The sequence below is a fragment of the Candidatus Izemoplasmatales bacterium genome (assembly GCA_041649275.1).
In the GTDB taxonomy this organism is placed as follows: Bacteria; Bacillota_I; Bacilli_A; order Izemoplasmatales; family Hujiaoplasmataceae; genus UBA12489.
Map to the genome: position 1 here is coordinate 18199 of JBAZNL010000005.1, position 26731 is coordinate 44929.

The window sequence follows — 26731 nt, forward strand, 5'->3', positions numbered from 1 at the left end:
GGTCAGGGTCTCCCGCCGCCGGAGGAAGTTCCGACGGTGGTGGCGATTGCGGTGATCGTGAAGGTCTTGTAGAGCGTTCCAGACGCATAAGTTCCGCCGGCGGTGACGCCATCGAGCGAGGACGTCGGATCGGTCACAGTGCCGCCGAGATAGACGTTGTAGGTCGTCCCGCGGGCGAATTCCGGGGTGCAGATGACGATCGTCTGGATATTCTTCGACGGCCGGAAGGTGACGACCTCGGTCCCGTCCGCGGTTTCGATCCGCACGATCTTCGCCGAGGCGGTCGTCAGGTTGACGAGCACGCCGTACTGCGTCGATGTCGAGCCGACGTTCTGCGCCATCCCCATCGAGCCGGCGGCGATCAGGATCCCACCGGTCATCGCAAACGAGGAGTCGTAGTCGAGCGCACCGTTGTCGGAGGCGGTCGGTCCGTTCACGATCACGACGCCGCCGGAGATCGAGAGCGCGCCGTTGACGTCGAGGCCGTCGCCGGTAGAGTCGACGTAGACGTAGCCGCCCGAGATGGAAAGCGACGCGTTGCCGGCGGACGCCCGGGGCTGTCCTCCCCAGGGGAACGTACCGGATCCGTCGACGCCGCCGGCGCCGTTGATCCCGTCGTCGGATGCCTTGATGCGGACGGTCCCGCCGGAAACGGCGATCGCGAGCGACTCGAGTCCTTCGTAGGATTTCCGGATGTCGATCTCGCCGCCTTCGATCGACAGCGTCTCGTCCGCGTGGATCCCGTCGTCGTTCGAGGTGATGGCGATCGATCCGCCGGCGACGACGACCGTGCCGTTCGCATGGATCGCGTCGTCCTTCGAGACGATGTCGATGGTACCGCCGGCGATCGCGACGGCGTCCGTCGCCTTGATGCCCTTGCCGGAGACGGTCGCGATCGAGGCGTTGTTCACGCCGGAGACGATCATGAACGTCCCGTCGAAAATCGTGACGGCATGCGATGCGTCGAGCCCGTCGCCGTACGCCGAGATCGTGAAGACGCCGCTTTCGATCGTGATCAGGCCGTTCTCGGCGCTTTCCGCGTTCTCGCAGTGGATCGCGTCGTTGCCGGCGGTCAGCGTCAGGGTCGCGTCCTTGATCGTAATCGAGTCGTTCGCCTTGAGGCAGTTGTTCTCGGCCGTGATCGCGATCGTACCGTTCGTGATGACGAGGTCGTCGTCCGTGTTCAGGCCGTTTCCGACGTTCGCCTCGATCGTCAGCGAGCCGGTGCCGTTGATCGTGACGTCGTCGTTGGAGAAGACGACGCTATGGATGTCGGAGGTCGACCCGGCGCGGTCGGCGAGGCGGTTCGCGGTGCCGTCGGCGAGATTGAGGATGAGCTTGCCGGACTGTTCGGCGAGGATGACCGGTCCGTCGGGACTCGTCAGGTCGCATCCGGAAAGCACCAGCGTCACGGTCTCGTCCTTGCCGGCGGAGACGACGATGTTGCCCTCGCCGGCGCCGGTGATCACGTAGACGCCGCCGGCGTCGATCGATATCGTCGACCCGGCGGGAAGCGTCGTCGACGCTGTTCCGTTGGCGGTCGTGATCGTCACGGCGGTTGTGGTGAAGGTGATGTCGGAGGAGCCGGCGACGGTGGTCACGACGTCCTCGTCGTCCTCGTCGTCGTACGTCGGCGTTCCGGTGAAGACGCCGGCGGTCGTGTCGAGCGAGCAGCCGGCGATTGCGAGCACGATCAAGAGCGATGCGAACAGCAGGAGGGTCTTCTTCATGGGGTGCCCCTTTCGGCGGTCGGAGGACCGTTCCTCCGATTCGTTTCCAGCCCCATTATAGGTTCGGTCTGTGAGAAGACGATGTCGGTTTTGCCAAGGATCGGTGAACATCGTGATGGTTTCATCACAAGAAACGAACAATGAAAAGACCGAGGCGTCAGCCCCGGTCCTTGCGGCGGATCAGTTCGAGGACCGCGTAGGTCGCGACGTCCTCGGCGTACTTCTTCGGTCCGAAACCGGCGTCGTAGCCGAGTTCCTTCGCGAGTTCGTGGGTGATGCGGGCGCCGCCGGCGATCAGGATCACGTCGTCGCGCATCTTCTCGGCTTCGAGCAGTTCGACGAGTTCGACCATGTTCGCGAGGTGGACGTCCTTCTGGGTCACCGTCTGGCTGACGAGCAGGACGTCGGCCTTCAGTTCCCTCGCCTTCTTCACGAAGGCCTCGTTGGACACCTGCGACCCCATGTTGCAGGTCTTCACGTGCCGGTAGCGTTCGAGACCGTAGTGACCCGCGTAGCCCTTCATGTTCATGATCGCGTCGATCCCGACGGTGTGGGCGTCGGTCCCGGTCGAGGCGCCGACGAAGACGACGTCGCGCCCGAGCTTCTCCTCGATCAGGCGTTCGACCTCCTCCATCGACAGCGCCGGGGTCTCGAGTTCGCTCACGGCGATCCGGTCGGGGTCGACCAAGAACGGCGTGCGCCCGTAGACCACGTACATCGAGAAGACCTCGCCCATCGGTTCGCAGTGGACGACGTTCGGGTCGATCATCCCCATCTGCCGCGCGAATTCCTTCGCGCACTCGATGCCCTTCGCCCCCGCCTTCACGGGCAGGGTGAAGGACAGCTGGACCTTCCCGTCGTTGGACGTGTCGCCATAGGGTCGGATGTTCATCGGCGTCCCTCCCTGAGCCGCTCGAAGGCGGCGTTCATGTAGTCCGGATGCTTCGCGACGACGCCTTCGAGGCCCTTCCCGCCGTCGCGGGAGCGCCTGATGTCGGCGAAGTCGCCGCGTTCGAGCGCATCGAAGAGCGAGGTGCCCGCGATCTTCTCGAGCATCGCGCGCGCCTCCTCGAGGACCTGATGGGCCCGTTTCACGACGATTCCGTCGGGAGCGAACCGCAGTTCGTCGTAGATCGCGCCCATCGTGGTCTGTACCATCTTGGCGTTTTCGACGGCGAGGTGGCGGTCGGCGAGGAAGGGCGTGTGGATCGCTTCGGTCATCATTCCGAGCAGGTGGATCGACTGGCCCGTCATCGTCGTCGCGGTGTTGAAGAGCGTGTCCATCGCGTGCGTCTGGAAGATGTTGCCGGTGGAGTGTTTCGTCGGCGGCATGTACTTGAGCGGACAGTCGGGGAAGATCTCGCGCGCCATCTCCGCCTGCGCGATCTCGTAGAGGAAGCCGTTTCCGATCGCGGGATCGATCTCGAAGGCATGTCCGAGTCCCGTCTGTTCGGGAGGAAGCCCCGCCTGGATCGCGAAGCGTTCGTTGATGAACTGGCTGGCGAGAACCGTGTGGGCCTTGTCGACGGCGTCCGAAGTCGTCAGATAATTGTCCTCGCCGGTGTTGATGACGATTCCGGCGTAGGCGTTGAGAGAGCGCGAAAAATGCTGGTCGACGAGCGTGCGTCGCATGTTGATGTCGCGGAAGATGATCCCGTACATGGAGTCGTTCAACATCACGTCGAGTCGTTCCAAAGCGCCCATCGCGGCGATTTCCGGCATGCAGAGACCGGAGGCGTAGTTGACCAGCTTGATGTACCGGCCGACCTTTTCCGAGGTTTCGTCGAGGGCCTTGCGCATGATCCGGAAGTTCTCCTGGGTGGCGAACGTGCCGCCGAAGCCCTCGGTCGTCGCTCCATAGGGCACGAAGTCGAGGAGCGACTGGCCGGTCGAACGGATCACGGCGATGATGTCGGCGCCCGCCTCCGCGGCCGCCTGCGCCTGGACGACGTCCTCGTAGATGTTCCCGGTGGCGACGATCAGGTAGATCTCGCAGTCGCGTTTCCCGAAGCGCCGGACGTAGGCGTCGCGGGTCGCGCGGTTCTCGTCGATCCTTGCGAACTTGCGGTCGAGGTACGGTTTCAGGATCCGCCGCGCCTCGTCGTTTCCGAGAAGCGGATGACCGCAAAGCGTCGCCTTGCCGTCGGCGAAAGCCGAGACGAACGCGTCCAGGTCGAGTCCGATGGCCTTGAGGGCGCTCGCAAGATAGACCGAGACGCCGCGGGAGAGGTCGCCGTGCCTGTTCACGTCATCGACCATCAGGTTGGGGATCGGGACGTCGAACCGGTCGATGCCGTCGACGCCGCAGAGGCGCAGGACGGTACGTTCGACGGCGACGGTCGTGTGCGCGTCGATGAAGGTCTGGGTCGTCTCGCCGATGCGTTTCGCATACGCCCGGCATTCGGCGATCTTCTTCCGGTCGAGGTTGAGCTTGTCGTAGGTTCTCATGCGGATTCCTCCATGACGTCGACGGCCGGAAGGCCGGTCGCGTCGGACAGTGCGTCGAGAAACGCCTCGCGGTCGAAGCGGTGCCCGGCGGGTGAAAACGGGTTGGCGCCGACGAAGAGGACCTTCATCGGGGTCAGGACGCGGATATCGCGCCCGAGCAGAAACAGGTGGCGGAGCGCGTCGCCGTCGGCGACGATCGAAAGCGGACCGCGGACGACGAGGCCGCAATCGTGTCCGGTGCGGCGATCGACGAAGCGGCGGGCGAACGTCGGTCCGAGCGCCTTCGGCAGGTACAGCCAGCGGGCGGCCGGCGGAACGCGGTCGAGGACGGCGTCGGCGGAACCGACCGCGGACGGGACGTCGAGCGGATGGAATCGATGGTCGACGTCGATCCAGCCGATCGCGTCGACGGCTTCGAGGAACGAGAGCGCCGGATCGACGGCGGGGAGCGTGAACTTCGCGACCGCGTATTTCGCGGCGCGGACGACCGCGTCCATCGAGGCCGACAGGTGGGCGCCGGCGACGTAGACCATCGCCTCGCCGGCCGCGGCGTGCGAGCCGCGGGCGAAGGCGCCGTCGAGGAAGATGCGCCTGGCGCCGAGTCCGCGGAGGATGCGGACGATCTCCTCGGTCGCGGAGGCCGTGGACGGACCGCCGACGAGGAGGATCCCTTCGGACAGGACTTCGACCACGACGATCTCGCCGAGTCCGGTCATGATCCCGGTGCGGCGGACGATCCGGGTCTTCGCCTCGGCCGTCCTCAGGCAGTCCTCGGCGGTCGCGCAGAGGGTCCCGGCGGTGAGCCGGATGCGCGGCTTGGGAAGATAGGTGACGGCGTCGAGTTCCTCGCCGTCGAGCCCGACCGAGGTGACGCCGACCGTGACGTCGGAATAGGTCGGGACGAGCGCGTTCAGCACCGTCGTCTTGCCGGCGTTCTTGGCATTGCCGACGATCGAGACGACGGTGTGGTCGCCGACCAGCCGTCTCAGCCTTTCGATGACCGTTCCCTTCTTTCGAGGTGCTTCGGCTCGATCGAAAGTCGCTTGCCCGCCAGCAGGCTTGAGACGCCGTCGTGCGGCTTCTGGTTCGCGCAAAGCTCGCAGTCGCAGGTGTCGTCGTATTCGGCGGGCTCGGTGTAGGTGGTGATGACGCCCTCGTAGTTGCGCAGGACCGTGCGTGACGGCGACATCGAGAGGACGTAGTTGGGCATCACCGGGATCTTCCCGCCGCCACCCGGGGCGTCGACGACGAAGGTCGGGACGCAGAAGCCTGAAACGTGGCCGCGGAGGCCCTCGATGATCTCGATCCCCTTCGAGATCGGCGTGCGGAAATGCTCGATGCCCATCGAGAGGTCGCACTGGTAGATGTAGTAGGGACGGACGCGCATCTGCGCAAGCCGCGTGACGAGCGTGCGCATGATGTTGACGCAGTCGTTCACGCCGCGGAGCAGGACCGACTGGTTGCCGAGCGGGATGCCGGCGTCGGCGAGCTTCGCGATCGCCGCGGCCGATTCCGAGGTGATTTCGTTGTAGTGGTTGAAATGGGTGTTGACCCAGATCGGGTGGTACTTTCGAAGCATCGCGACGAGACCGTCGGTGATCCGGGAGGGGAGCACGACGGGCGTGCGCGTCCCGAGCCGGATGATCTCGACGTGGTCGATCTTGCGGAGTTCGGAGATGACCCACTCGAGCTTCTCGTCGGAAAGCAGAAGCACGTCGCCGCCGGAAAGCAGGACGTCCCGCACCTCGGGAGTCCTCCGGATGTAGTCGATCCCCTTCTCGATCCGCTCCTTCGTCGACTCGCCGTCCTTCTGTCCGGCGAAGCGGCGCCGCGTGCAGTGGCGGCAGTACATCCCGCACATGTCGGTGACGAGCAACAGGACGCGGTCGGGATAGCGGTGGGTGAGGCCGGGGACGGGCGAGTCCTTGTCCTCGTCGAGCGGGTCGGCCATGTCGACGGGGCTCACGTACAGTTCGCCGATCGACGGGACCGACTGCAGGAGGACGGGATCGTCCGGATCGTCGGGATCGATCAGGGTGAGGTAGTAGGGGGTGATCGCCATCCGGAACTTGCCGAGGACGGCGCGAATGTCCTCCTCTTCCTTCGGGGTAAGGGCGATGTACTTCTTCAGCTGCTCGACGGAGGTGACGCGGTTTCGCACCTGCCACTTCCAGTCGTTCCATTCGGCGTCCGTGACGTTCGGGAACAGGATCGCCTTGCGTTTCAGATAGCTGTCGTTCTTGACGAGCATGGGGTGTCACTCCTTTCCGCCGTAGCGCTTCCGGAAGAGCCGGTAGAGCTCGGGCGATTTCCTGATGAGGTCGATCGTGAAGTCGGCGTGTCCGGCGGTGTAGCCGTTTCCGATCATCATCGTGGCGCCGCTGGCGACGCCTTCGGCGCCGAGCGCGGCACGCGAGAACGAGGTCGCCATCGAGAAGAAATAGACGATGCCGTCGTCCCTCGTGGGCAGGATCGAGGCCATCTCCGTACCGGCGACGTTCACCACGTTCACCGTCAGGTCGTACTTCCGTCCGCCGTTGGCCTCGAGCGCCTTCCGGTAGACGTCCATCGGGTCGCGGGCGTCGGCGACGACGATCTCGTCGCAGGCGTGCAGTGCTTCGAGTTCGGGCAGCTGCTTGAGGTCGTTCACGACCCCGACGACGTGTCCTTCGGGACCGGCGTCGAGTTTCGCCTGAAATGCGCAGAGCACGCCCGACTTGCCCGAGGCGCCGAGGATCAGGACGGATGAACCGGGATTCACGAGCCGATGCACCTGCGCCGGCGCGCCGGCGACGTCGAGCGCGGACATCACGACCTTCTGGTCGAGGTCGGCGGGAATCTTCGCGTAGATGCCGGTGGAAAACAGGATCGCGTCGGCGTCGACGTCGACCTGGTCGTTCTCCATGTGGATCTTCCTGATCGAACGGATCGAGAGCGGCGTGAGCGAGAGCGACACGAGCGTCGCGATCCGGTCGCCCGGCTTCGCCTTGCCGGGGAAGGCGGACCCGACCTCCCTGACCGTCCCGAGAAGCATCCCCCCGGATCCGGTCACGGGATTCTGGAGTTTCCCGCGCCGCGTGACGATGTCCATGATCATCTCAGCCATCTTCTTCTCGTCGCCGCCGCAGGCTCCCATGATCTGGTGGAAGCTCGCGGAATCGACGTTGAGCGTCTCGACGGCGATCAGGAGTTCGTTCTCGCGGATCGGCAGGCGGTTGTCGAGGACGTCCGCCGCCTGGGGCAACGCCCCGGCGGGCGACAGGACGCGGTGCGTCCCGTAAGGACATGGTTTCGTCATCGTCTTCCCTCCATTCCCAGGATCCTCCGCGCCTCGACGGGCGTGGCGACGCGGCGTCCGTGGCGGACCGCCATCGCCGCGACCTTGGCGACGAGCTGCGCGTTCGAGGATGCGAGCACGCCCTTCTCGACGTACAGGTTGTCCTCGAGGCCGACGCGGACGTGGCCGCCGTCGGCGATCGCGAGTTCCGCGAGCGGAAACTCGTACCTACCGATGCCGGCGACGCTGTAGGTGGCGTCCGCCGGGATGCTTTCGCGGAGGAAGCGGAAGTCGCGTTCCTCGCCGGTCATCCCGCCGTTCACGCCGAGCACGAACGAGAAGTGGAAGGGCGGCTTGACGAATCCCTTCCGCGCGAGCCGGAGGACGGTGTCCACGTGCCCCTTCTCGAAACATTCGAGCTCCTTCGCGACGTGCGCGTCCTGGAGCGCCTTCGCGAAGGCGATGATGTCGTTCTCGGTGTTGACGAAGATGTCGTCGCCGCCGAAGTTGAGCGTACCGCAGTCGAGCGTCGCCATCTCCGGGGAAAGCGAGACCGGCTGGAGCCGTTCGGCGCGTGACATCCCGACGGCGCCGCCGGTCGAGACCTGGACGATGACGTCCGGCGCGGCGGCGCGGATCGCCTCGATGATCTCCCGGAAGCGCGCGGCGTCCTGGGTCGGACGGCCGTCGTCGGTGCGGGCGTGCAGATGGATCACGGAGGCCCCCGCCTCCGCCGCACCCCGGGCCGCCTCGGCCAGTTCGGCGACGGTGTAGGGGACCGCCGGGTTCTGTTCCTTGGTCACTTCCGCGCCGGTGACGGCGCAGGTGATGATGAGCGGTTCCAAGGCTTCAGCCCTGCCGCTGGCAGCCCTTCGGGACGACGCAGGTGCCGACCGCGGTGACGCAGAGGATCGGCTCCTCGAGGGCGTCGGCGGCCGACGCCGAGAGGTCGGGACGGGCGGCGACGACCTTATGGAGCGCGAAGGCCATCTTGCGCGAGGTGTTCCCGACGGCGACGATCTCGGCAGTGACCTCGACGAAGTCGCCGGCGCGGAGGGGCGCGAGGAACTCGACCGATTCGTAGGCGCGGAAGAGACCCTCGTCGCCGTCGTGGCGGATCAGGAGTTCGGTGGCGGCGTCGCCGAAGAGGGCGAGCGCCTTCGCGCCGTCGACGAGGTTTCCGCCGTAATGGGCGTCCTGTTGGGAAAGACGCATCCTGAGTGTCGTTTTCATGCCTTTTCGACTCCTTTCATGGGGACGACGCCGTCGACTCGAAGCGGCGCTTCGGTGAGGGCGACGACTTCCGCGACCGTATGGTCGGGATGGACTTCAAGCAGCCGGAGGCCGCCTTCCTCGACGGCGATCACGGCGAGTTCGGTGACGATCAGGTCGACCTCGCGGCGCGCCGTGAGCGGAAGCGCGCACCTCTTCAGGATCTTCGGCCTGCCGTTGTTGGTGTGGGTCGTGGCGACGATGACCTTCTTCGCGCCGACGACGAGGTCCATCGCCCCGCCCATCCCGGGGACCTTCTTGCCCGGGATGATCCAGGACGCGAGCGAACCTTCGGCGTCCACCTCGAGGGCGCCGAGGACGGTGACGTCGACGTGGCCGCCGCGGATGATCGAGAACGAGAGCGTCGAATCGAAGAACGAGCCTCCCGGGACGATCGTTGCGTGCTGGCCGCCGGCGTTGCAGGAACCGGTCGGGGTTTCCGAGAGCGGTCCGATCCCGATGATGCCGTTCTCGCTCTGGAGCGTGACGCGCCTGTCCTTCGGGATGAAGTCGGCGACGAGGGTCGGCGTGCCGATGCCGAGGTTGACGAGGTCGCCGTCCTCGAGTTCGAGGGCGATGCGGCGGGCGATGACGAACTTGTCTTCCATGGCCTCAGTCCTCCAGAACGTAATCGACGAGCGGGTGGGGGACCACGACGTACTCGGGGTCGAGGGCGTCCTTGATCTCGTACGGTTCGGCCAGAACGACGGCCGCGGCCGTCGCCATCACCGGATTGAAGTTGCGCTGCGAGCCGCGGAAGGAAAGGTTCCCGAAGCGGTCGGCGATCGCGCCGCCGAGAAGGGCGACGTCGGCGCCGAGCGGCTCCTCGAAGAGCCATTCGCGCCCGTTCGCCTCGATCGTGCGCTTGCCTTCCTGGACGACGGTGCCGAGCCCGGTCGGGGTGAGCACGCCGCCGAGACCGGCGCCGTGGGCGCGGATCCGTTCGGCGAGCGTCCCCTGGGGGACGAGCTCGACCTTCATCGAACCCTCCTGCATCATCCTTCCGGCGGACGGATTGGTGCCGATGTGCGAAGCGATCAGCTTCTTCACGCGGCCGGCGACGATCAGGCGGCCGACGCCGCGATCCTCCCAGCCGCCGTCGTTGGCGATCACGACGAGGTCCTTCGCGCCCGAGGCGAGGAGGGCCGAGACGAGCCGTTCCGGCGATCCGTTGGCGAGAAAACCGCCGACCATGACGGTCATCCCGTCGCGGAAGAAGCGTCCGAGTTCATGCGATGTCAGAAAACCTCTCATGCTATTCCCCCTTCGGCGGCATGATCACGGCTTCGCCGACGATCACCGTCTCGCCCTTCTGGTTGACCGCGACCGTATCGAGGATCACGCGGTTCTTCTCCGGAATCAGCTCGCGCACCGTCACCGTCGCGGTGACCGCGTCGCCGAGATAGACCGGCTTCGTAAACTTGAGCGTCTGGTGGGTGTAGATGCTGCCGAGCCCGGGCAGCTCGGTGCCGAGGATCGCGCTGAAGAGCGAGCCGACGAGCATGCCGTGGACGATGCGCGCGCCGAAGACCGTGTCCTTCGCGTACGCTTCGTCCATGTGGGCGGGATTATGGTCGCCCGACACCGCCGCGAAACCGGCGACGTCCGCTTCCGTAAACGATTTCGAGAGCGACGCGGTGTCGCCCACGCGCAGGGTTTCGATCGTCTTTCGATTCATGGATATCCGCCTCCTTGAAAAAAATAAAGCCGTCATGTCGTAACCATGACAGCTCTTCATCCGAACGATGACAGCGGCGGAAACGTGGGGTCCGACGCCTGGCGCGGCCGGACGGACCCGGTCGTGCCACCGACGACGTCGCCCTTCGGCCGACGCGTCCGGGATCCGTCCCGTTCGCATCGCCGGCCTACCCGCGACGCCGCACCTCTGCGATGCGATGCAGTTTTATCGATGCCGTAACCATCATAACACGGGGTGAAAGCGTTGTCAACTGCGCGCAGGCGCAAAAGGAAGGCGGAACGGTCCGCCGGAACCGTTCCGCCTGTGACGCCAGATGACGTGGGCGAGGGGTGAAGCAAAGCGATCGTGATGCGATGACGTCGGACGTGCTCTGGGTACTGACGATGGATCGATGCTGAAGCGTTCCCTGGATCGTGTTCGGTGGTTCGCTTGCGAGATTCTCCGGCGGCCGGGTCGGAAGATTCCCGACGGTGCGATCGACGTTCAAGCGATTGATCTGGAAAAGCCAAACCATGGATCGTTCCGAAACAGATGCGTTCTGGTTCTGGATCGTCATCCGGTTCCCCTCGTGAGGACTTGCGACCGCGGGCCCCCCCGCGGTTTGTCGTGAAGCGAGAAGCGACGTGGATCCTTGCATGATGCGATCGTCCGACGGGGATGCGGAGGCACCCCTCGACTCTCTTATACCAAACCTTTTCGGAAAAATCCATACCTTTGCGCAAAAAAGTTGCGTGGACGGCGAGATTCGTATCATAGATACGATCGCGACGGTCGCAAATTCACGGAAACGCCGCGACGGCCCCGCACGCGACCCGACGGGATCGAAGGATGGACGGTTTTCACCGAATGGCGAAGACAATCCGCTCGTCATTTGGTATAATGTAAGCGCAACCATGAACCGAAAGGGTGAACCGCATGAACAAGTACATGAAGACCGCGATCCGCGAAGCCGAAAAGGGCATCGCGGTCAATGACGGCGGGCCGTTCGGCGCCGTCGTCGTGAAGGACGGGAAGATCGTCGCCAAGGGCCACAACCGCGTCGTCGTCTCGCACGACCCGACCGCCCACGGCGAGATCGTCGCGATCCGCCGCGCCTCGAAGAAGCTCGGCACCTTCGACCTCTCGGGATGCGAACTCTACAGCACCGCCGAGCCCTGCCCGATGTGTCTCTGGGCGATCTACTGGGCGAACATCGGGAATGTCTACTACGGCTGCACCGTCGCCGACACCGAGAAGATCGGTTTCCGCGACATGGAGTTCTACAAGATGTCGAAGAAGGCGCTCCAGCAGAAGATGACGATGATCGACCGCGACGAATGCCTTTCGCTTTTCGACCAGTACAACCGGCTCGAAGCCAAGACGAACTACTGAGGGACCCATGGCCGACAAGTCCGAAGCGCTCCTGCTCCACGAACGGCTGCGCGGGAAGATCGAGGTCGCACCCCGGATCGAGATCGCCGACCGCGCCACCTTGTCCCTCGCCTACACCCCCGGCGTCGCCGAACCGTGCCTTCTGATCCAGAAGGATCCCGACCTTTCCTACCTCTACACCCGCCGCCACAACACCGTCGCCGTGATCACCGACGGCACCGCCGTCCTCGGCCTCGGCGACATCGGCCCCGAGGCCGGGATGCCGGTGATGGAGGGCAAGGCGCTCCTTTTCAAGACCTTCGGCGACGTCGACGCGATTCCGCTCTGCGTCCGTTCGAAGGATCCCGACGAGTTCGTGCGATGCGTTTCCCTCCTCGCCGGCAGCTTCGGCGGGATCAACCTCGAGGACATCTCCGCCCCGCGCTGTTTCGAGATCGAACGGCGCCTGAAAGCGATCTGCGACATCCCCGTCTTCCACGACGACCAGCACGGCACCGCCGTCGTCGTCGGCGCCGCCCTGCGAAACGCCCTTAGGGTCGTCGGAAAGGACCTCGCGTCCGTCCGCGTCGTCGTGAACGGCGCCGGTGCGGCCGGCACCGCGATCGCGGAGTTTCTGCTCGACCTCGGCGTCGGCGACGTGATCGCCTGCGACCGCCTGGGGATCCTCTTTCACGGCGACCCCGCGCTCTCCCAAGCCCACAAGGCGCTTGCCGCGAAGACCAACCGCCGCGGACTCCGGGGGACGCTTCGCGATGCGCTCCATGGCGCCGATGTCTTCATCGGCGTGTCCGTGCCCGGATGCGTCGATGCCGCGATGGTGCGCTCGATGAACCCGGGTGCGATCGTCTTTCCGCTCGCCAATCCGATTCCCGAGATCACCCGCTACGAAGCCCTCGCCGCCGGTGCCGCGGTCGTCGGCACCGGCAGTTCGAAACATCCCAACCAGATCAACAACCTCCTCTGCTTCCCCGGCATCTTCCGCGGCGCGCTCGACGTCCGCGCCCGCGACATCGACGCCGGGATGATGGTGGCCGCATCGTTGGCGATCGCCGATTCCGTCCCGCTCGAAATCCTCTCCCCGGAATCCGTCATCCCCTCGCCGCTCGACGGAACCGTGCACGCCCGCGTCGCCGCGGCCGTCCGCGCGGCGGCGATCCGTTCCGGCGTCGCCCGCGCCCCGTACGATCCGGACGCGCTCCGCTGAAGAAACGAAAACAGGTTCGATCCCCTTTCGGAGACCGAACCTGTTTTCTTCATGTGGCGGTCTACTTGTCGCCCATCGTCAAGGCCATGACGGCCTTGGCGGTGTGAAGCCGGTTCTCGGCCTCCTGGTAGACGATCGAGTGCGGTCCGTCGATGACGGAGTCCTCGACCTCGTTCCCGCGGTCGGCGGGGAGGGCGTGCATGTAGGAGACGTCCGGCTTCGAAAGCGCGATCATCGCTTCGGTGCACTTCCACGACTTGTTCTTCACGAGGTTCTCGTCGACGACCTGCGTCGAGGTGTTCGCGACCCAGGATCCCCAGTTCTTCGGGATCACGACGTCGGCGCCCTCGTAGGCTTCCTTCATGTCGTGGGTGATGCGGAAGGAGCCGCCGTTCTCGAGCGCGTTCTTCCGCGCCTTCGCGATCGCCCAGTCGGGGAGCGGATATCCCTCCGGATAGGCGAGGGTGACGTCCATCCCGTAGCGCGGGAAGAGCAGGATCTGCGAAAGCGGGACCGAGATCGGCTTCTTGTGGGTGGTCGCGAACGCCCAGATGATCGAGACCTTGAGGCGTTTCGTTTCGCCCTTGACCTCCTGGATGGTCATCAGGTCGGCGAGCGCCTGCATCGGATGGTAGAGGTCGTCCTGGAGGCTCATGATCGGGACGGTGGACCACTTCGCCATCTCGCGGAGGTACTTGTTCCCGACCTCCCAGAAGCAGTTGCGGCAGGCGATGCCGTGGCCGTAGGAGGAGAGGATGATGGCGGTGTCCTTGGCGGATTCGCCGTGGGACACCTGCATCATCGAGGTATCGAGGAAGGTGGCGTGTCCGCCGAGCTGGGCGAGACCGGACTCCATCGAGTTGCGGGTACGGGTGGACTGCTCGAAGAACATCAGAAACGCCGTCTTGTCGGTGAGGTAGGGGGTCGGGACGTTACTGCGGAAATCGTGCTTGAGCTCTTTGGAGACCTCGAGCAGCTTGTCGATTTCGGGCTTCGACCATTCCTCGAGGGTGATGAAGTGTCTTCCTTTGAACAGGGGTTGCATGACGCTATTCCTCCTTGCGGCCCTTGAGGCCGTCCATGTAGACGCCGGGGAGCGCGGCGTAGAACGCCGCCGCCTTCACGAGTTCGTCCTTGTAGGTCTTTTCGTTCGGGGCGTGGGCCTCCTCCTCGCGTCCGGGTCCGAACCCGACGCAGGGGATTCCGTGCCGTCCCATGATCGTCACCGCGTTCGTCGAGAAGGTCCACTTGTCGACGACGGGCTTTTCCTCGAAGAGGCGCTCGTAGGCGCCGACGGCCGCCTTCAGGACGGGATGGTCCTTCTCGAGGACCCACGTCGGGAAGTAGCAGTCGGTCGGATAGACGAGACCGGTGTACGACGGCCGGTCGTACCGGTACATCTCGACGACCGCGCCCGCCCGCCTGACCGAGGGCAGGTCGCGGATCTCCTGAAGCGCGCTCTCGTAGGTCTCGCCGGCGGTGAGGCGGCGGTCCACCGAGATCGCGCAGCCGTCGGCGACGGCGCAGCGCGAGGGCGAGCTGTGGAAGATTTCGGAGACGGTGAGCGAGCCCTTCCCGAGGAAGGGGTCGTCCTTCAGCCGGCCGTGCAGTTCCTGCAGTTCGAGCAGGATCGGCGCCATCTTGTAGATCGCGTTGTCGCCGCGCTCGGGGGCGCTGCCGTGGCAGGAGACGCCGCGGGTCGAGACTCGGATCTCCATCCGGCCGCGATGCCCGCGGTAGATCCGGCAGGCGGTCGGTTCGGTGATCACGACGAATGCGGGGCGGATGCCCTCGCGTTCGATCAGGTACTGCCAGCAGAGGCCGTCGCAGTCCTCCTCCTGGACCGTGCCGGTGACGAGGAGGGTGCAGTCGTCCTCGAGCCCGAGGTCCTTCAGGATCTTGCCGGCGTAGACCATCGAGGCCATCCCGCCCTCCTGGTCCGAGCCGCCGCGGCCGTAGACGCACCGTTCGTCCTCCTTGCCCTCGTAGGGGTCGAAGGACCAGTTGCGGATGTCGCCGATCCCGACGGTGTCGATGTGGGCGTCCATCGCGATCAAGTGCTTTCCGCGGCCGATCCGCCCGAGGACGTTGCCCATCGCGTCGATCCGGACTTCGTCGAACCCGACGTCCTCCATCTCCTTCGCGATGCGGAGGACGACTTCGCGTTCGCCGCACGATTCGGAGGGAATCCGGATCATGTCCCGGAGGAACCGGACGATGTCCGGACGGTACGTTTCCGCCAGCCGGCGGATCGATGCATAGTCGCGCTTCACGATGCTACCTCATCGCGCGGATCTTCGCGTCGTAGTCCGCGATCTTGCGGTACTCGTGGTCCCAGAACGAGGGATTCCGCATCGCGTCCAGATACTCCTTCGAATAGCCGAAGGGGAGCCAGTCCTTCTCCTTCTGGGCGAAGAGCCGCTCCTTCGCGGCCGCGCCGCGGACGTCGAGGATGCCGTCGGTCCCGGCCTTGAGGAAGATGTCGCGGAACCAGCGGCGCAGCACGAACGGCGCCGTCTCGAGGACGCGCCGATCGAGGTCGGCGATCACCGAGTCGTAGCGGTCGAAGCCGTCGGTGGCGATCGTCACGACGTTGTCCTCGGGGCCGAGCTTCAGATACTTCGCCATCTTGATGGCGCCGAGGATGTTGCAGACGGAGGAGACGCCGAACAGTTCCCTGAGACCTTCGGCGGTCGTCCGCGAGATGCCCGCCTCGACGAGAACGTCGGGGGCGTCGTGCAGGACCTTGAGTCCCTTCACGCAGTCGTCGTCCGCGATCGTCGCGACGAAGTCGGTGTTGAGGACGTTGTGGATCAGCGTGCACATCTTGTCGCCGATGCCCTCGATGCGATGCTGGCCGCGGCCGCCGTCGGTGAGCGTCGAGCATTCGTACGGCTCGAGCGCGACCACTTTGGCCTCGGGGAAGGCCTCCTTGATCGCATCGCCCGCGGCGAGCGTCCCGGCGCTGCCGGGAGCCGAGGTGAAGCAGGCGATCCGGCCGTTCCCGACGCCCTTCACGGCCTCGATGCAGGAATGACCCGTGACGTGGCGGTGGAAGCGGTAGTTCGGCATCAGTTCGAACTGCGCGAGCGAGCGGTTCTTCGGATCCTTCTTGAGTTCGTAGGTCCGTTCGAGCGTGAGGATCACGTCCGACTCGGTGCCCGGGGTGAGGTCGAGCTTCGCGCCGTAGCGGCGGATCCGCTCGTAGCGCTCCTTCGACATGTTGTCGGGCATGATCACGATCGCGTCGTACTTCATCAGGTTGCAGATGTAGGAGACGCCGATCCCGAAGTTGCCGGTCGAGGGACCGAGGATCGTGTGCGTGCCAGGGACGATGTCGCCGTCGACGCAGCCCTCGATCAGGGTCGCGTAGGCCGGACCGACCTTGTGCGATCCCGAAGGAAAGGTCTTTCCGAGCAGGACGACGACGTTCGCGTCGACGCCCGTGAGCGCCTTCGGCAACACGATCTTCTGGACCCGGTTCTTGGCGTCCTTCCAGGTGATGTTGAACAGGTTGATCGGATCGAGTTCGTTCTCGGTCTTGGCCGAGAGCGCCCTGGCCCGGACGGCCTTGTCGGCCTTCTCGGGGTGAAGCATCTCCTCGTAGGTGGGACCGTAGGGGATCTTGTTCATTGCGCATGCACCTCCGCATGATGTCTGTCGATATAGTCTATCAGGGCTTCCAGGTCCGGTTTCAGGAGGATCGGGGAACCCACGGCCCGGGCGGCGTTCGCCGGGTCCTTGAGGCCGTTGCCCGTCATCGCGCAGACGACGGATTCGCCCTTCTTCACGAGACCGCGGGCGACGGCGGCCTTCAGGCCGGCGAGGCCGGCGACGCCGGCCGGTTCGCCGAAGATTCCCTCGGTCCTTCCGAGGTCCTTCATCATCGCCAGGATCTCCTCGTCGGGGACGGAAATCCAGGTGCCGCCGGAATCGCGCACCGCCCGCATCGCCTTGACCGGGTTGCGCGGGATCCCGACCGCGATCGAATCCGCGATCGTGTCCTCCTCCGCCTCGCGGAGCGGTTCGTTCTGCTCCCAGGCGTCGACGAACGGCCGGCAGCCGGACGCCTGGACGCCGAGGATCTTCGGGATCCGGTTCGTGAAGCCGAGCCGGAAGAGGTCGTAGAAGCCCTTGTACAGTCCCGCGACCGTGCAGCCGTCGCCGACCGCCACCACCGCCCAGTCGGGAACGTCCCAGCCGAGCTGTTCGGCGATTTCGAGCGACATCGTCTTCTTGCCCTCGACGAGATGCGGGTTGATCGCGGCGTTCCGGTCGTACCAGCCGTAGTGGCGGATCGCCCGCTTCGACAAGTCGAAGGCGGCCTTGTAGTCGCCGTCGACCATGATCACGGTCGAGCCGTACGCGAGAAGCTGGTTGAGTTTCCCGACGGGTGCCCGCCGCGGAACGAAGATGACCGAGGAGAGGCCCATCCGGGCCGCCTGACCGGCAAGCGAGGAGGCGGCGTTCCCGGTCGAACTGCAGGCGACCGTACGGGCGCCGAGCGCGAGCGCGTCGAGCACCGCGACCGCCGAGGCGCGGTCCTTCATCGAGGCCGTCGGATTGACGCCCTCGTCCTTCACGTAGAGGACGTCGAGACCGAGGTCGGCGCCCAGGCGTGTCGCCCGGTAGAGCGGCGTGAAGCCGGTCCGGAGGGTGCGTTCGTGGCCGTCGCCGACGATCGACAGAAGCGGCAGGTAGCGCCACATCGTGCGGTCGGGGTCGGCCGCAAGCGTCGCCTTCGTGAAGGTCCTCGCGATCGCGTCGTAGTCGTAGCGGACGTCGAGCACGCCCTGTTCGCCGCAGGCGGGACAGACGTGCAGTCCGGGATCGTAGGGATGTCTTCTTCCGCACAGGGTGCATTCGAGGCATAGGATCTTCGCCATGTCATTCCTCGATCGGCACGAGCCGGAAGAGCGGGACGTCGAACAGTCCCATGTCGGTGAGCTTGAGTTCCGGAATCACCGGAAGCGAAAGGAACCCGAGCGCGAGGAACGGATCCTCGAGGCTCGCGTCGACGCCCATGGTGCGCACGACCGCGCGCATCGCCTCGAGCCGTTCGACGACGACGGAGGCGTCCGCCGTGGTCATGATCCCGCCGACTTCGAGCGGCAGGCATTCGGCGACGGCGCCGTCCTTCACGACGGCGATCCCGCCGCCGATCGCGACGATCCGCTCGACCGCGAGGCGCATGTCGCGGTCGGAATCGCCGATCACGATCAGGTTGTGCGAGTCGTGGGCGATCGTCATCGCGACCGCACCGCGCTTCAGGCCGTAGCCTTCGACGAGGCCGAGGCCGACGTTGCCGGTGCCGCGGTGACGTTCGATCACGGCAAGCTTGAGGATGTCGCGGGCGGGGTCGTGGACGTAGATCCCGTCCTTCCGGTCGACGACGCGGACGAGTTTCTTGGTCGAGGCGTTGGCGGTATCGAGGCCGATCACCTTGACCGCGTCCCTGCCGAGCCGGAGTTCGAAGGAGACCTTCGCCGGATCGACGCGGACGGTGTCGACGACGCGACCGTCCCGGACCGTCGGGACCTCGAAGAGGGCGACCCGGTCGCGGGCGACGAGGACGCCGTCCTTGAACACCAACGACGGGACCATGGCCTTCAAATCGTCGATCACGACGAGGTCGGCGCGATAGCCCGGGGCGACCGCCCCGCGGCCCTGCAGGCCGTAGCAGCAGGCCGTGTTGAGGGTCGCCATCCGGATCGCGTCGACCGGATCGACCCCCGCCTCGATGGCGAGCTTGACGTTGTGGTTGATGTGGCCTTCCCGACGGATGTCCTCGGGATGCTTGTCGTCGGTGCAGAAGGTGACGCGGTGGCGGTTTTTCTCGTTCACCGCGGGAAGCAGCGCGAGCAGGTTCTTGGTGTGCGATCCCTCGCGGAGATGGACGTACTGCCCGAGTCGGACGCGCTCGGCGAGTTCCGCCGGGGTGCGGCACTCGTGGTCGGTCCGGATCCCGGCGCCGACGTAGGCGCAGAGGTCCTTGCCCGTCACGGCCGGGGAATGCCCGTCGACCGGGCGGTTCCCGACGGCGGCGATCTTGGCGAAGATCTCCGGGCCGCCGGAAAGCACCTGCGGGTAATCCATCACCTCGCCGAGGCCGAGCACCGACGGGTCGCCCGCGAGCGCCGCGACGTCCTCGTGTCCGATCGTCGCGCCGGCGGTCTCGAAGACGGTCGTCGGCACGCACGAGGGGATCATCATGAAGACGTCGAGCGGGACCGTGGCGGCGGCCCGGATCATGTAGCGGACGCCGTCGACGCCGCGGATGTTGCCGATCTCGTGCGGATCGGCGACGACCGCGGTCGTTCCCCAGGGCAGTACGCAGCGCGCGAACTGGGGAGGCGTGAGCATCGAGGACTCGATATGGACGTGGCCGTCGATGAAGCCGGGGCTCAGGTACCGCCCCTCGAGGTCGATCTCCTCGACACCGTCGTACGACCCGAGGCCGACGACGACGCCCTCGGCGACGGCGACGTCGCAGAAGTCGATCGTGCCGGAGAAGACGTTGACGACGTGCGCGTTCTTCAGGACCAGCGGGGCCTTCTCGAGACCCCTGGCGAATCTGACGCGTTCCGGTTTGCCCATGGTTCCCTCCCTGGTGAAGCCTGGTTGACTAGAGACTCCCGATGAAGTCGGAAAGCAGGTTGAGCGCGACGGTGCGGCGGTAGTCCGCCGTCGAGCGCTGGTCGTCGATCGGCCGGATCGCGACGCCGTAGGTCTCGCGGATGCGGGGCAGTTGCCGCTTCAGCTCCTCGAGGGAAAGCCCGGTCGCCGACTCCTCGATCTTCGCGTCGCGCACGACCGTCGGACCGACGGCGCCGAACGCGACCGAAAAACGGGTCACGACGCCGTCGTCGACCTTGACGAATCCGGCGAAGGCGACCTTCGCGATCGCGTCGGCCTTGCGGCCGCCGACCTTCTCGAAACGGACGGTCGCGCCGTCGTCGGAGGGAACGAGGATCGCCGTGATCAGCTCGTCGGGACGGAGGACGGTCTTTCCCGGGCCGGTCGAAAAGCCGACGACCGGAACGGTGCGGACACCGGAGGCGCTCTCGAGCCGCACGACGGCGTCGAGACACGCCAGCGCGAGCGCCGGGTCGGCCGCCGGGGAGGCGTTCGCCAGGTTGCCGGCGAGGGTCGCGGCGTTGCGGATCCCGGGGGACGCGGTCACGCGGATCGCGGCCTTCAGGAGCGCCGGGACGAGCGGATGGACGAGCAGTTGCGAAAGCGTCGCCGTCGCGCCGATCTCGACGAGACCCGCGTCCACGCGGATACGGGAGAGTTCGGACAGGTTGGCGACGTAGACGGCGCCTTCCGCGATCGCGGGCGACACGCCCGCCCAGCGGCGGCGCTTCACCATCAGGTCGGTGCCGCCGGCGACGACGGGGCCGCCGCCGATGGCGAGGAGTTCGAGGGCTTCGCGCCTGGATCCGGGAATCGCTTTGTTCACCACAGCCCCTCACCGTCCTTCGACGCGCGCAGGACGGCGCGCACGATCATGCGGTAGCCGGTGCAGCGGCAGAGGTTGCCCGAGAGGGCGTCGGCGACGGCCGCTGCCGTCGGATGCGGGTCGTTCGAAAGCAGCGCCTCGGCCGCGAGCACCATTCCGGGCGTGCAGAAGCCGCACTGGACCGCGCCTTCCGACAGGAAGCTCGCTTCGATCACGCGATAACGTTCGGATTCGCGGAATCCTTCGATCGTGACGATCCTGCGTCCGTGCGCGTTCGCGACGGGGACCATGCAGCTGTTGTAGAGGGCGTGGTCGATCAGGACCGAGCAGGCGCCGCATTCGCCCTCGCCGCAGCCCTCCTTCGTGCCGACGAGGCCGAAGTCGATGCGGAGGACGTCGAGCAGGCGGCGGGAGGCGTCGCCGTCGTAGACGACGTCGCGGTGGTTCAGGTTGAATTCAACGCGTGCCATGTTCGATCAGCTCCATGATCGATTCGGGCGTCGCCGGAATCGATGAGATTTTCCTTCCGATCGCATGTTCGATCGCCGCCGCGACGGCGGGGGCGCCGCCGACGAGGGTGAGTTCGCCGAGGCCCTTCGCGCCGAAGGGACCGAAGGCGTAGGGATTCTCGATGAAGACCGTATCGGCCGGACAGACGTCGACCGCGGTCGGGATCATGTAGTCGGTGAGGTTCTTCTGACGGACGCGGCCGTCCTTCACTTCCATCCGCTCGAGGTAGCCGTAGGCGATGCCCTGCGTGAGGCCGCCGTCGGCCTGGCCTTCGGCGAGCAGCGGGTCGATCGCCGTGCCGGCGTCGTAACAGCTCCAGACGCCCTTGAGGTCGACCTGGAAGGTGCGCCGGTCGACTTCGACCTCGACGGCGACGACACCCCACGAATACGCCGGATAGGCGTCGCCAAGAAAGCGCTCCTCGTCCCAGACGATGCCCTCGGGCTGGACGTAACGTTCCTCGACGGACTGCGCCGACCCCTCGGTCCACTCCTCCTTGAGGCGGAGCGCCGCGCGGGCAAGCAGTCCGCCGACGATCATCGTCGTCCGCGAGGCGACCGTCGGCCCCGAATCGGGGGCGAGGTCGGTGTCGGGATGCGGGAAGACGACCGTTTCGAGCGGTCGGCCGAGGACGGCGGCGACGATCTTGGAGAGCGCCGTCGCCGCGCCCTGTCCCATGTCGACGGAGGCGATCCGGATCGTCACGGTCCCGGCGGAATCCTTGTCGAGGCGGACGCGCGCCTTGATGTGGTCGGCTTCGCCGCTGCCGGTGAAGCCGCAGCCGTGGAAGAAGACCGAAAGGCCGATCCCCCTCCAGGCGTCGCCTTTCTTGAACTCGCGGACCTTGCGGCGGTAGTCGGAGCGTTCGAGGACGCGGTCGATCATGCCGTCGACGAGGATCGGGTCGCGGTAGAGGCCCGACGTCGAGGTGAGGTCGCCGCGGCGCGCCAGGTGGCGGCGCCTGTAGGCGATCGGGTCGACGCCGGCGCGGGCCGCGAGGTGACCCATGAACATTTCGACGGCGAAGAACATCTGCGGCGCACCGAACCCGCGGAACGCGCCGGTCGGAACCGTATTGGTGAGGTATGCGGTCCCCTCGACGCGAAGATGCGGAACGGTATAGGCGCCGGTGGCGGCGATGAGCGCGCGCGAGAGCACCACTCCGGAGAGTCCGAGGTAGGCGCCGGCGTCGATCGCGACCGTTGCCATCAGGCCGACGACGCGGTCGTCGCAGTCGAGCGCCGCGGTCAGTTCGATCGTGGAGGGATGCCGCTTGGTGGTCGTCTCGACGTCTTCGGTGCGTTCGTAGAGGAGCGAGACCGGTCTTCCCGTCTTGCGGACGGCGACCGCGACCTGTGCACCCGTGAGGGAGGGGAACTCTTCCTTCCCGCCGAAGGCGCCGCCGGTCTCGGCCTGGATCACGCGGACCCGGTCCTCGGCACAGCCGAGCACGCCGACGACGGCGTTCTTGACGTAGTAGGGACATTGCATCGATCCGACGAGGGTGACCTTGCCGCCGTCCTCGGGATAGCCGACCATCCCCTGGGGTTCGATGTACGCCTGTTCCTGGTATCCGGTGGAAAAGGATTCGCGAACCGTGCGGACGGCTTCCGCGAACGCCTTTTCGGGATCGCCCTTGGAGTAGGCGTACCGCGCGCCGGCGACGACGTTTGCGAAGACCGGGACGTCCTCGCGGTAGCGGACGACGACGCGCGCGGCGAGGTCGAAGACGACCGCGCGGTCCGGTCCGCAGACGAGCAGGATCGGTTCGCCGATGTAGCGCACTTCTCCGTCGGCGAAGACGGGCATGTCCTTGAAGATGATCCGGACGGCGTTCTCGCCGGGGACGTCGGCCGCGCCGACGACGAAGCAGTCCTGCGGAAGCGGCGGCACGGCGATCGACAGGATCTCGCCCTTCGCGATCGTCGACCGCACCGTCCTGGCGTGGAGAACGCCCGCGATCGGCAGATCGCCGACGTATGTCGCGCGTCCGGCGATCTTGGCCGCGGCGTCGCGACGGACGACGGTGTCATGGATGTCGTTCATCGGGAACCCCCCTTTCGACCGGATTCGCTTCAACGGAGCGCCCGGGTCGGGCATTTGGCGATGCAGAGACCGCAGCCGAAGCACTTGGCGGCGTCGACCTCGATCCTTTCGCGCAGCTCGAGTGCGAAATACGGACAGACGCGGACGCACAGGCGGCATTTCGTGCACTTCGCCTCGTCGAGGACCGGCGGAACCGGTTCGTAGGAGACGGAAGCGTCGAGCCGCGTCGCGGCGACCTCGGCCATCGAGGAAAAACCGTACTTGGCGAGCGCTGCCGGCATGTCCCCCACGATCTTCGCGTAGAGGTCCTTCCCGCGGAGCAGCGCCCCCGAGAGCATCTGCGTCGCCGAAGCGCCGGCGAGCAGGAACTCGAGGACGTCCTCGGCGGACTGGATCCCGCCGACGCCGATCACGGTGAGTTCCGGAGCGGCGGTCTTGATGCGCCGCACGGCGGCGAGGGCGAGGTTCTTGATGACGGGTCCCGAGGTCCAGGCGTAGCCGTCGGCGTTGCCGTAGCGGATCCGCCGGGTCGCGAGGTCGACCTTCATCGTCGGGCCAAGCGAATTGATCGCGACCACCCCGTTCGCGCCGTTCTCGCGGATCGTGCGCGCGAAACCGGCGACGTCCGGCAGATGCGGACTCACCTTCATGTAGATCGGCTTCTTCGTGCGGGCGCGGATCGCCGCGACCGTCCGGCCGATCACCGCGAGGTCGGTGCCGACGTAGTGGGTCGAGACCTCGAAGGCGTCGGCGAACCCGTCGAGGGCCGGAATCAGGACTTCGATGTCCTCCTTCGAGTAGCCGACGGAGACGATGAGCGGGCGATCCTTGACCGCCATGTAGGCGGGAAGGAAGTCGTCCGTCCAGCGGCTGAGCGGATGTTCGCTCCAGAGCTCCGAGTTCATCGCGTAGTCGCGGTCGCCGTAGATGCACGGACGCGGGATGACGGGGGCCTTCGTCGAGATCGTCTTCGTGACGACCGCGCCGAGGCCGGAATCCCTCATGAAGCAAAGCTTCTCGAAATCGCCGACGAGCGGACCCGATGCCGGCATCAGCGGATTGGCGAGCGAAAGCCCGTCGAAGGTGACCCTGAGGTTGTCGTTCATCGCTGTTCTCCTTCCCGGGCGAGGCGGTCCCAGACCGCCTGCGCCTTTTCCCTGGATCCGGCGGCCGCGGCCGCGACCGGGTCGTCGAGCGTGAAGTCGGCGACGACCTGCCGGCCGTTTACGAAGACGTGGCGCGGCCGAAACGCCGGCGCCATTCCGAAGACGAAGTGGCCGAAGGCGTTGCGAGGGCCGATCGGTGTCGGCCCGGGGTAGTCGGCGACGAGCAGGTCGGCCGCCGCGTCCGGCTCGATCCGGCCGAGGCGGATTCCGAACAGCGACGACATGAAGTCGTAGGTGTTCAGGACGACGCGAAGCGTGTCGGCGAGGCCGAAGGCGGTCGGCATCCCGTCACGGTGGTTCATCGAAAAGCCGAGGGCGCGGATCTCGACGGCCGCCGAGGCCGACATCCCGTCGTCGCCGAGGATCGTCGGGATTCCCCGCGCGAGCATCCCCGCGACGTCGGGCAGACCGACGCCGTTGTTCATGTTGGACGTCGGGTTGACGGCGACGGTCGCGCCACGCGCCTTCAGGAGCGAAAGTTCGCGCTCGTCGCAATGGACGCAGTGGACGTAGAGCGATCCCGGGCCGACCATCCCGAAGCGGTCGAAGCGTTCGACGACGGACGTGCCGTGACGCGAGCGGGTCATGGCGACGTCTTCCGCGGATTCGGCGGCGTGGACGTGGACGGGGAGATCCCCGCGGACGGCCGCGACGCGGCGGAGGGTGTCGTCTCCGAGGGACATCGAGGCGTGCAGACCGAACATCGCCGCCGACCGTCCGGGACGGACGCGTTTGGAAAACGCGAGGTTCTCGCGGATACAGGCGTCGACGTCGAAGCGGTCGGAGGTCTCGAAGCAGAACGCGGCGCGCATGCCGGCGACGTCGACGATCGCGTCGCCGAGCGCCGCAAGCGACCCGTCGATCGCGCCCGAGGCGTGGTGGTCGACGATCGCGGTGACGCCGTTTCGGAGGTAATCGGCGGCGGCCGCCGCGCCCGAGGCGTGCACGGCCTCGAGGTCGAGGTTCCGGTCGAGCTTCCACCAGAGCTGGTCGAGGATGTCCTGGAATCCCTGTGGTGCGAAGGGGACGGACATTCCGCGTGCGAAGGCCGAATAGACGTGCGTGTGGCCGAGGACGAGTCCCGGCATCAGGATCGCGCCGCGGGCGTCGACGACGGTCTCCGTTCCGGGGACGTACTCCGACATCGGTCCGACGGCGCGGATCCGGTCGTCGAAGCGGACGTAGGCGTCTTCCCGCCACGAGATGAAATCGAAGAGGTTCGCGTGGACGACGGCGGTCATCGTTTCGTCCCTCCTTCCACATATCTTCCCGACGTGCCGAGGAAGCGGCCGTCCCTGACGGCGAACCGGCCCCGGACCATCGTCGCCGCGATCGACGCGGAGACTTCGGTTCCGAGCCAGAGCGAGTGTCCCCGCGAATGGTCGGAGGCGATCGTCCCCGCCCCCGGGCGGACGAACACGAAATCGGCGTCGGCGCCGACGGCGATCGTTCCCTTGATTCCGGCCAGTCCGAAGCATTCGGCCGGATGCGCCGTCATCTTCGGGATCACGGCGTCGCCGAACCGGTGGTGAAGGACCCGGAAGGCGTGTTCGACGCCGCCGATCCCCATCGGGATGTCGCGGAGCAGGGATTTCGTCTTCTGCTCCCGGGTAAAGGGGCAGTGGTCGGTGCCGATCGCGTAGACGTCGTCGAAGCCGGCCGCGAGGCGGTCGCGTTCGGCGGCGGAGCGGAGCGCCGGCGCCATCGCGTAGAGCGCTCCGTCGGAAGAGGCGAGGTCGTCTTCGGTGAAGGCGAAGTAGTGCGGGCAGCTCTCGACGAAGAAACGACGGCCGAGGAGCGCGGGATAGCGGGTGCGAAGGGCGTCGAGGGTCGCCCCCGAGGAACAGTGGACCATGTAGAGGGTGCCGCCGCGACGCTCGACGAACGACGCGAGCTTGAGCGCTTCCGCCGTCTCGCCCGCCGCGGGGCGGCTCTTCGGGAGGTCCCGCGCGGTGAAGCCGTCCTCCATCACGATGCGGGTATCGTCCTCGATGTGGGCGAGGACGACGAAACCTTCCCGTTCGGAGAGTTCGAGGAGCCTCTCGATGTCGGAATCGAAGGTCCGGCGTCCGGAATCGGAATAGGTCGTGAACAGCTTGAGCGAGCGGATCCCGAGCGAAAGCATCGTCCGCACGTACCGTTCGAGGTCGCAGCGCGGATTCTTGATCGTGGCGTGGAAGCGGTAGTCGACGACGGCTTCGCGCGCCTCGCGGCGCCGGTCGGCGAACGCCCGCTCGAGCGCCTCGGGGGTATCCGTCGGCGAAAGGAAGTCGATGAAGGTCGTGACCCCGCCGAACGCGGCCGCAACCGAACCGGACCGGAAGTCGTCCGCGGAGCGGATCCGGCCGAGGTCGAGGTCGAAATGGACGTGCGGGTCGATGAAGCCGGGGAGCACGCGCAAACCGGCGGCGTCGAACGTCTCGAGGGCGGGTTCCGGGGACGGCCCGACGGACGTGATCCGTCCGTCCCGGACCAGGAGGTCGGTCGCGACGTCGGCGTCGCCGAGGCGGACGAGGCCGTTTCTGATCAGCAGGTCGTTCATGGCG

24 protein-coding genes are annotated in these 26731 nt (G+C 66.4%); 2 read left to right on the plus strand and 22 right to left on the minus strand.

Annotated elements, in window-relative coordinates; all coding sequences use genetic code 11:
* Positions 1 to 2: 2 nt before the first annotated feature.
* The 11 genes from WC509_04690 to WC509_04740 form a co-directional block, all read right to left on the minus strand.
* Positions 3 to 1730, minus strand: a complete 1728-nt coding sequence (locus WC509_04690; protein ID MFA5006739.1) for a carbohydrate-binding domain-containing protein — start codon at positions 1728 to 1730, stop codon at positions 3 to 5.
* A 157-nt stretch (positions 1731 to 1887) separates the two neighbouring features.
* Positions 1888 to 2622 carry an OAM dimerization domain-containing protein gene (locus WC509_04695; GenBank protein MFA5006740.1) on the minus strand — a complete coding sequence of 245 codons (735 nt, stop codon included), beginning with the start codon at positions 2620 to 2622 and terminating at the stop codon, positions 1888 to 1890.
* On the minus strand, positions 2619 to 4178 hold the full coding sequence (locus WC509_04700; protein ID MFA5006741.1) for a lysine 5,6-aminomutase subunit alpha: 1560 nt from the start codon (positions 4176 to 4178) through the stop codon (positions 2619 to 2621). The genes WC509_04695 and WC509_04700 overlap by 4 nt, the downstream gene beginning before the upstream one ends.
* On the minus strand, positions 4175 to 5272 hold the full coding sequence (locus tag WC509_04705; GenBank protein ID MFA5006742.1) for a hypothetical protein: 1098 nt from the start codon (positions 5270 to 5272) through the stop codon (positions 4175 to 4177). Before WC509_04705 ends, WC509_04700 begins: the two co-directional genes overlap by 4 nt.
* Positions 5164 to 6429: a lysine 2,3-aminomutase gene (gene ablA, locus WC509_04710; GenBank protein MFA5006743.1), complete on the minus strand. Its 1266-nt coding sequence runs from the start codon at positions 6427 to 6429 to the stop codon at positions 5164 to 5166. The genes WC509_04705 and ablA overlap by 109 nt, the downstream gene beginning before the upstream one ends.
* 6 nt (positions 6430 to 6435) lie before the next feature.
* Positions 6436 to 7476 carry an L-erythro-3,5-diaminohexanoate dehydrogenase gene (locus WC509_04715; protein ID MFA5006744.1) on the minus strand — a complete coding sequence of 347 codons (1041 nt, stop codon included), beginning with the start codon at positions 7474 to 7476 and terminating at the stop codon, positions 6436 to 6438.
* Positions 7473 to 8300 (minus strand): 3-keto-5-aminohexanoate cleavage protein, encoded by an 828-nt coding sequence (locus WC509_04720; protein ID MFA5006745.1) that lies wholly within the window; start codon positions 8298 to 8300, stop codon positions 7473 to 7475. The genes WC509_04715 and WC509_04720 overlap by 4 nt, the downstream gene beginning before the upstream one ends.
* A gap of 4 nt (positions 8301 to 8304) precedes the next feature.
* Complete coding sequence (locus tag WC509_04725) at positions 8305 to 8688, minus strand: hotdog domain-containing protein (protein MFA5006746.1); 384 nt, start codon at positions 8686 to 8688, stop codon at positions 8305 to 8307.
* Complete coding sequence (locus tag WC509_04730) at positions 8685 to 9335, minus strand: 3-oxoacid CoA-transferase subunit B (GenBank protein ID MFA5006747.1); 651 nt, start codon at positions 9333 to 9335, stop codon at positions 8685 to 8687. The genes WC509_04725 and WC509_04730 overlap by 4 nt, the downstream gene beginning before the upstream one ends.
* Before the next feature lie 4 nt (positions 9336 to 9339).
* On the minus strand, positions 9340 to 9981 hold the full coding sequence (locus WC509_04735; protein MFA5006748.1) for a 3-oxoacid CoA-transferase subunit A: 642 nt from the start codon (positions 9979 to 9981) through the stop codon (positions 9340 to 9342).
* A 1-nt stretch (position 9982) separates the two neighbouring features.
* Entirely contained in the window at positions 9983 to 10405 is a 423-nt protein-coding gene (locus tag WC509_04740) for a MaoC family dehydratase (protein ID MFA5006749.1), read from the minus strand.
* A 936-nt stretch (positions 10406 to 11341) separates the two neighbouring features.
* Here WC509_04740 and WC509_04745 point away from each other — a divergent pair.
* Complete coding sequence (locus tag WC509_04745; protein MFA5006750.1) at positions 11342 to 11797, plus strand: nucleoside deaminase; 456 nt, start codon at positions 11342 to 11344, stop codon at positions 11795 to 11797.
* A gap of 7 nt (positions 11798 to 11804) precedes the next feature.
* Positions 11805 to 13001 (plus strand): NADP-dependent malic enzyme, encoded by a 1197-nt coding sequence (locus WC509_04750; GenBank protein ID MFA5006751.1) that lies wholly within the window; start codon positions 11805 to 11807, stop codon positions 12999 to 13001.
* Positions 13002 to 13062: 61 nt separating this feature from the next.
* Here the strand turns inward: WC509_04750 and WC509_04755 are convergent, their stop codons facing one another.
* Genes WC509_04755 through WC509_04805 form a run of 11 tightly spaced genes read right to left on the minus strand, consistent with a single transcriptional unit; the run spans position 13063 to position 26727 of the window.
* Positions 13063 to 14046, minus strand: a complete 984-nt coding sequence (locus tag WC509_04755; GenBank protein ID MFA5006752.1) for an ornithine carbamoyltransferase — start codon at positions 14044 to 14046, stop codon at positions 13063 to 13065.
* Between the two features lie 4 nt (positions 14047 to 14050).
* On the minus strand, positions 14051 to 15274 hold the full coding sequence (locus WC509_04760; GenBank protein MFA5006753.1) for a YgeY family selenium metabolism-linked hydrolase: 1224 nt from the start codon (positions 15272 to 15274) through the stop codon (positions 14051 to 14053).
* Between the two features lie 4 nt (positions 15275 to 15278).
* Entirely contained in the window at positions 15279 to 16634 is a 1356-nt protein-coding gene (locus WC509_04765; GenBank protein ID MFA5006754.1) for a pyridoxal-phosphate dependent enzyme, read from the minus strand.
* The gene (locus WC509_04770) at positions 16631 to 17887 is read right to left on the minus strand and encodes a threonine synthase (GenBank protein MFA5006755.1); all 1257 of its coding nucleotides are present in this window, start codon (positions 17885 to 17887) and stop codon (positions 16631 to 16633) included. Before WC509_04770 ends, WC509_04765 begins: the two co-directional genes overlap by 4 nt.
* A 1-nt stretch (position 17888) precedes the next feature.
* Positions 17889 to 19598, minus strand: a complete 1710-nt coding sequence (gene ade, locus WC509_04775) for an adenine deaminase (protein MFA5006756.1) — start codon at positions 19596 to 19598, stop codon at positions 17889 to 17891.
* 28 nt (positions 19599 to 19626) lie between these two features.
* A complete protein-coding gene (locus WC509_04780; GenBank protein ID MFA5006757.1) occupies positions 19627 to 20463 on the minus strand; it encodes an FAD binding domain-containing protein in 837 nt (278 codons plus the stop codon).
* Positions 20460 to 20933 (minus strand): (2Fe-2S)-binding protein, encoded by a 474-nt coding sequence (locus WC509_04785; protein MFA5006758.1) that lies wholly within the window; start codon positions 20931 to 20933, stop codon positions 20460 to 20462. The genes WC509_04780 and WC509_04785 overlap by 4 nt, the downstream gene beginning before the upstream one ends.
* Positions 20920 to 23019 (minus strand): xanthine dehydrogenase family protein molybdopterin-binding subunit, encoded by a 2100-nt coding sequence (locus WC509_04790; protein MFA5006759.1) that lies wholly within the window; start codon positions 23017 to 23019, stop codon positions 20920 to 20922. The genes WC509_04785 and WC509_04790 overlap by 14 nt, the downstream gene beginning before the upstream one ends.
* Before the next feature lie 29 nt (positions 23020 to 23048).
* Positions 23049 to 24125, minus strand: a complete 1077-nt coding sequence (locus WC509_04795; GenBank protein ID MFA5006760.1) for a 4Fe-4S binding protein — start codon at positions 24123 to 24125, stop codon at positions 23049 to 23051.
* A complete protein-coding gene (locus WC509_04800; protein MFA5006761.1) occupies positions 24122 to 25426 on the minus strand; it encodes an amidohydrolase family protein in 1305 nt (434 codons plus the stop codon). The genes WC509_04795 and WC509_04800 overlap by 4 nt, the downstream gene beginning before the upstream one ends.
* Positions 25423 to 26727 (minus strand): amidohydrolase family protein, encoded by a 1305-nt coding sequence (locus tag WC509_04805; protein MFA5006762.1) that lies wholly within the window; start codon positions 26725 to 26727, stop codon positions 25423 to 25425. Before WC509_04805 ends, WC509_04800 begins: the two co-directional genes overlap by 4 nt.
* Positions 26728 to 26731 lie beyond the last annotated feature (4 nt).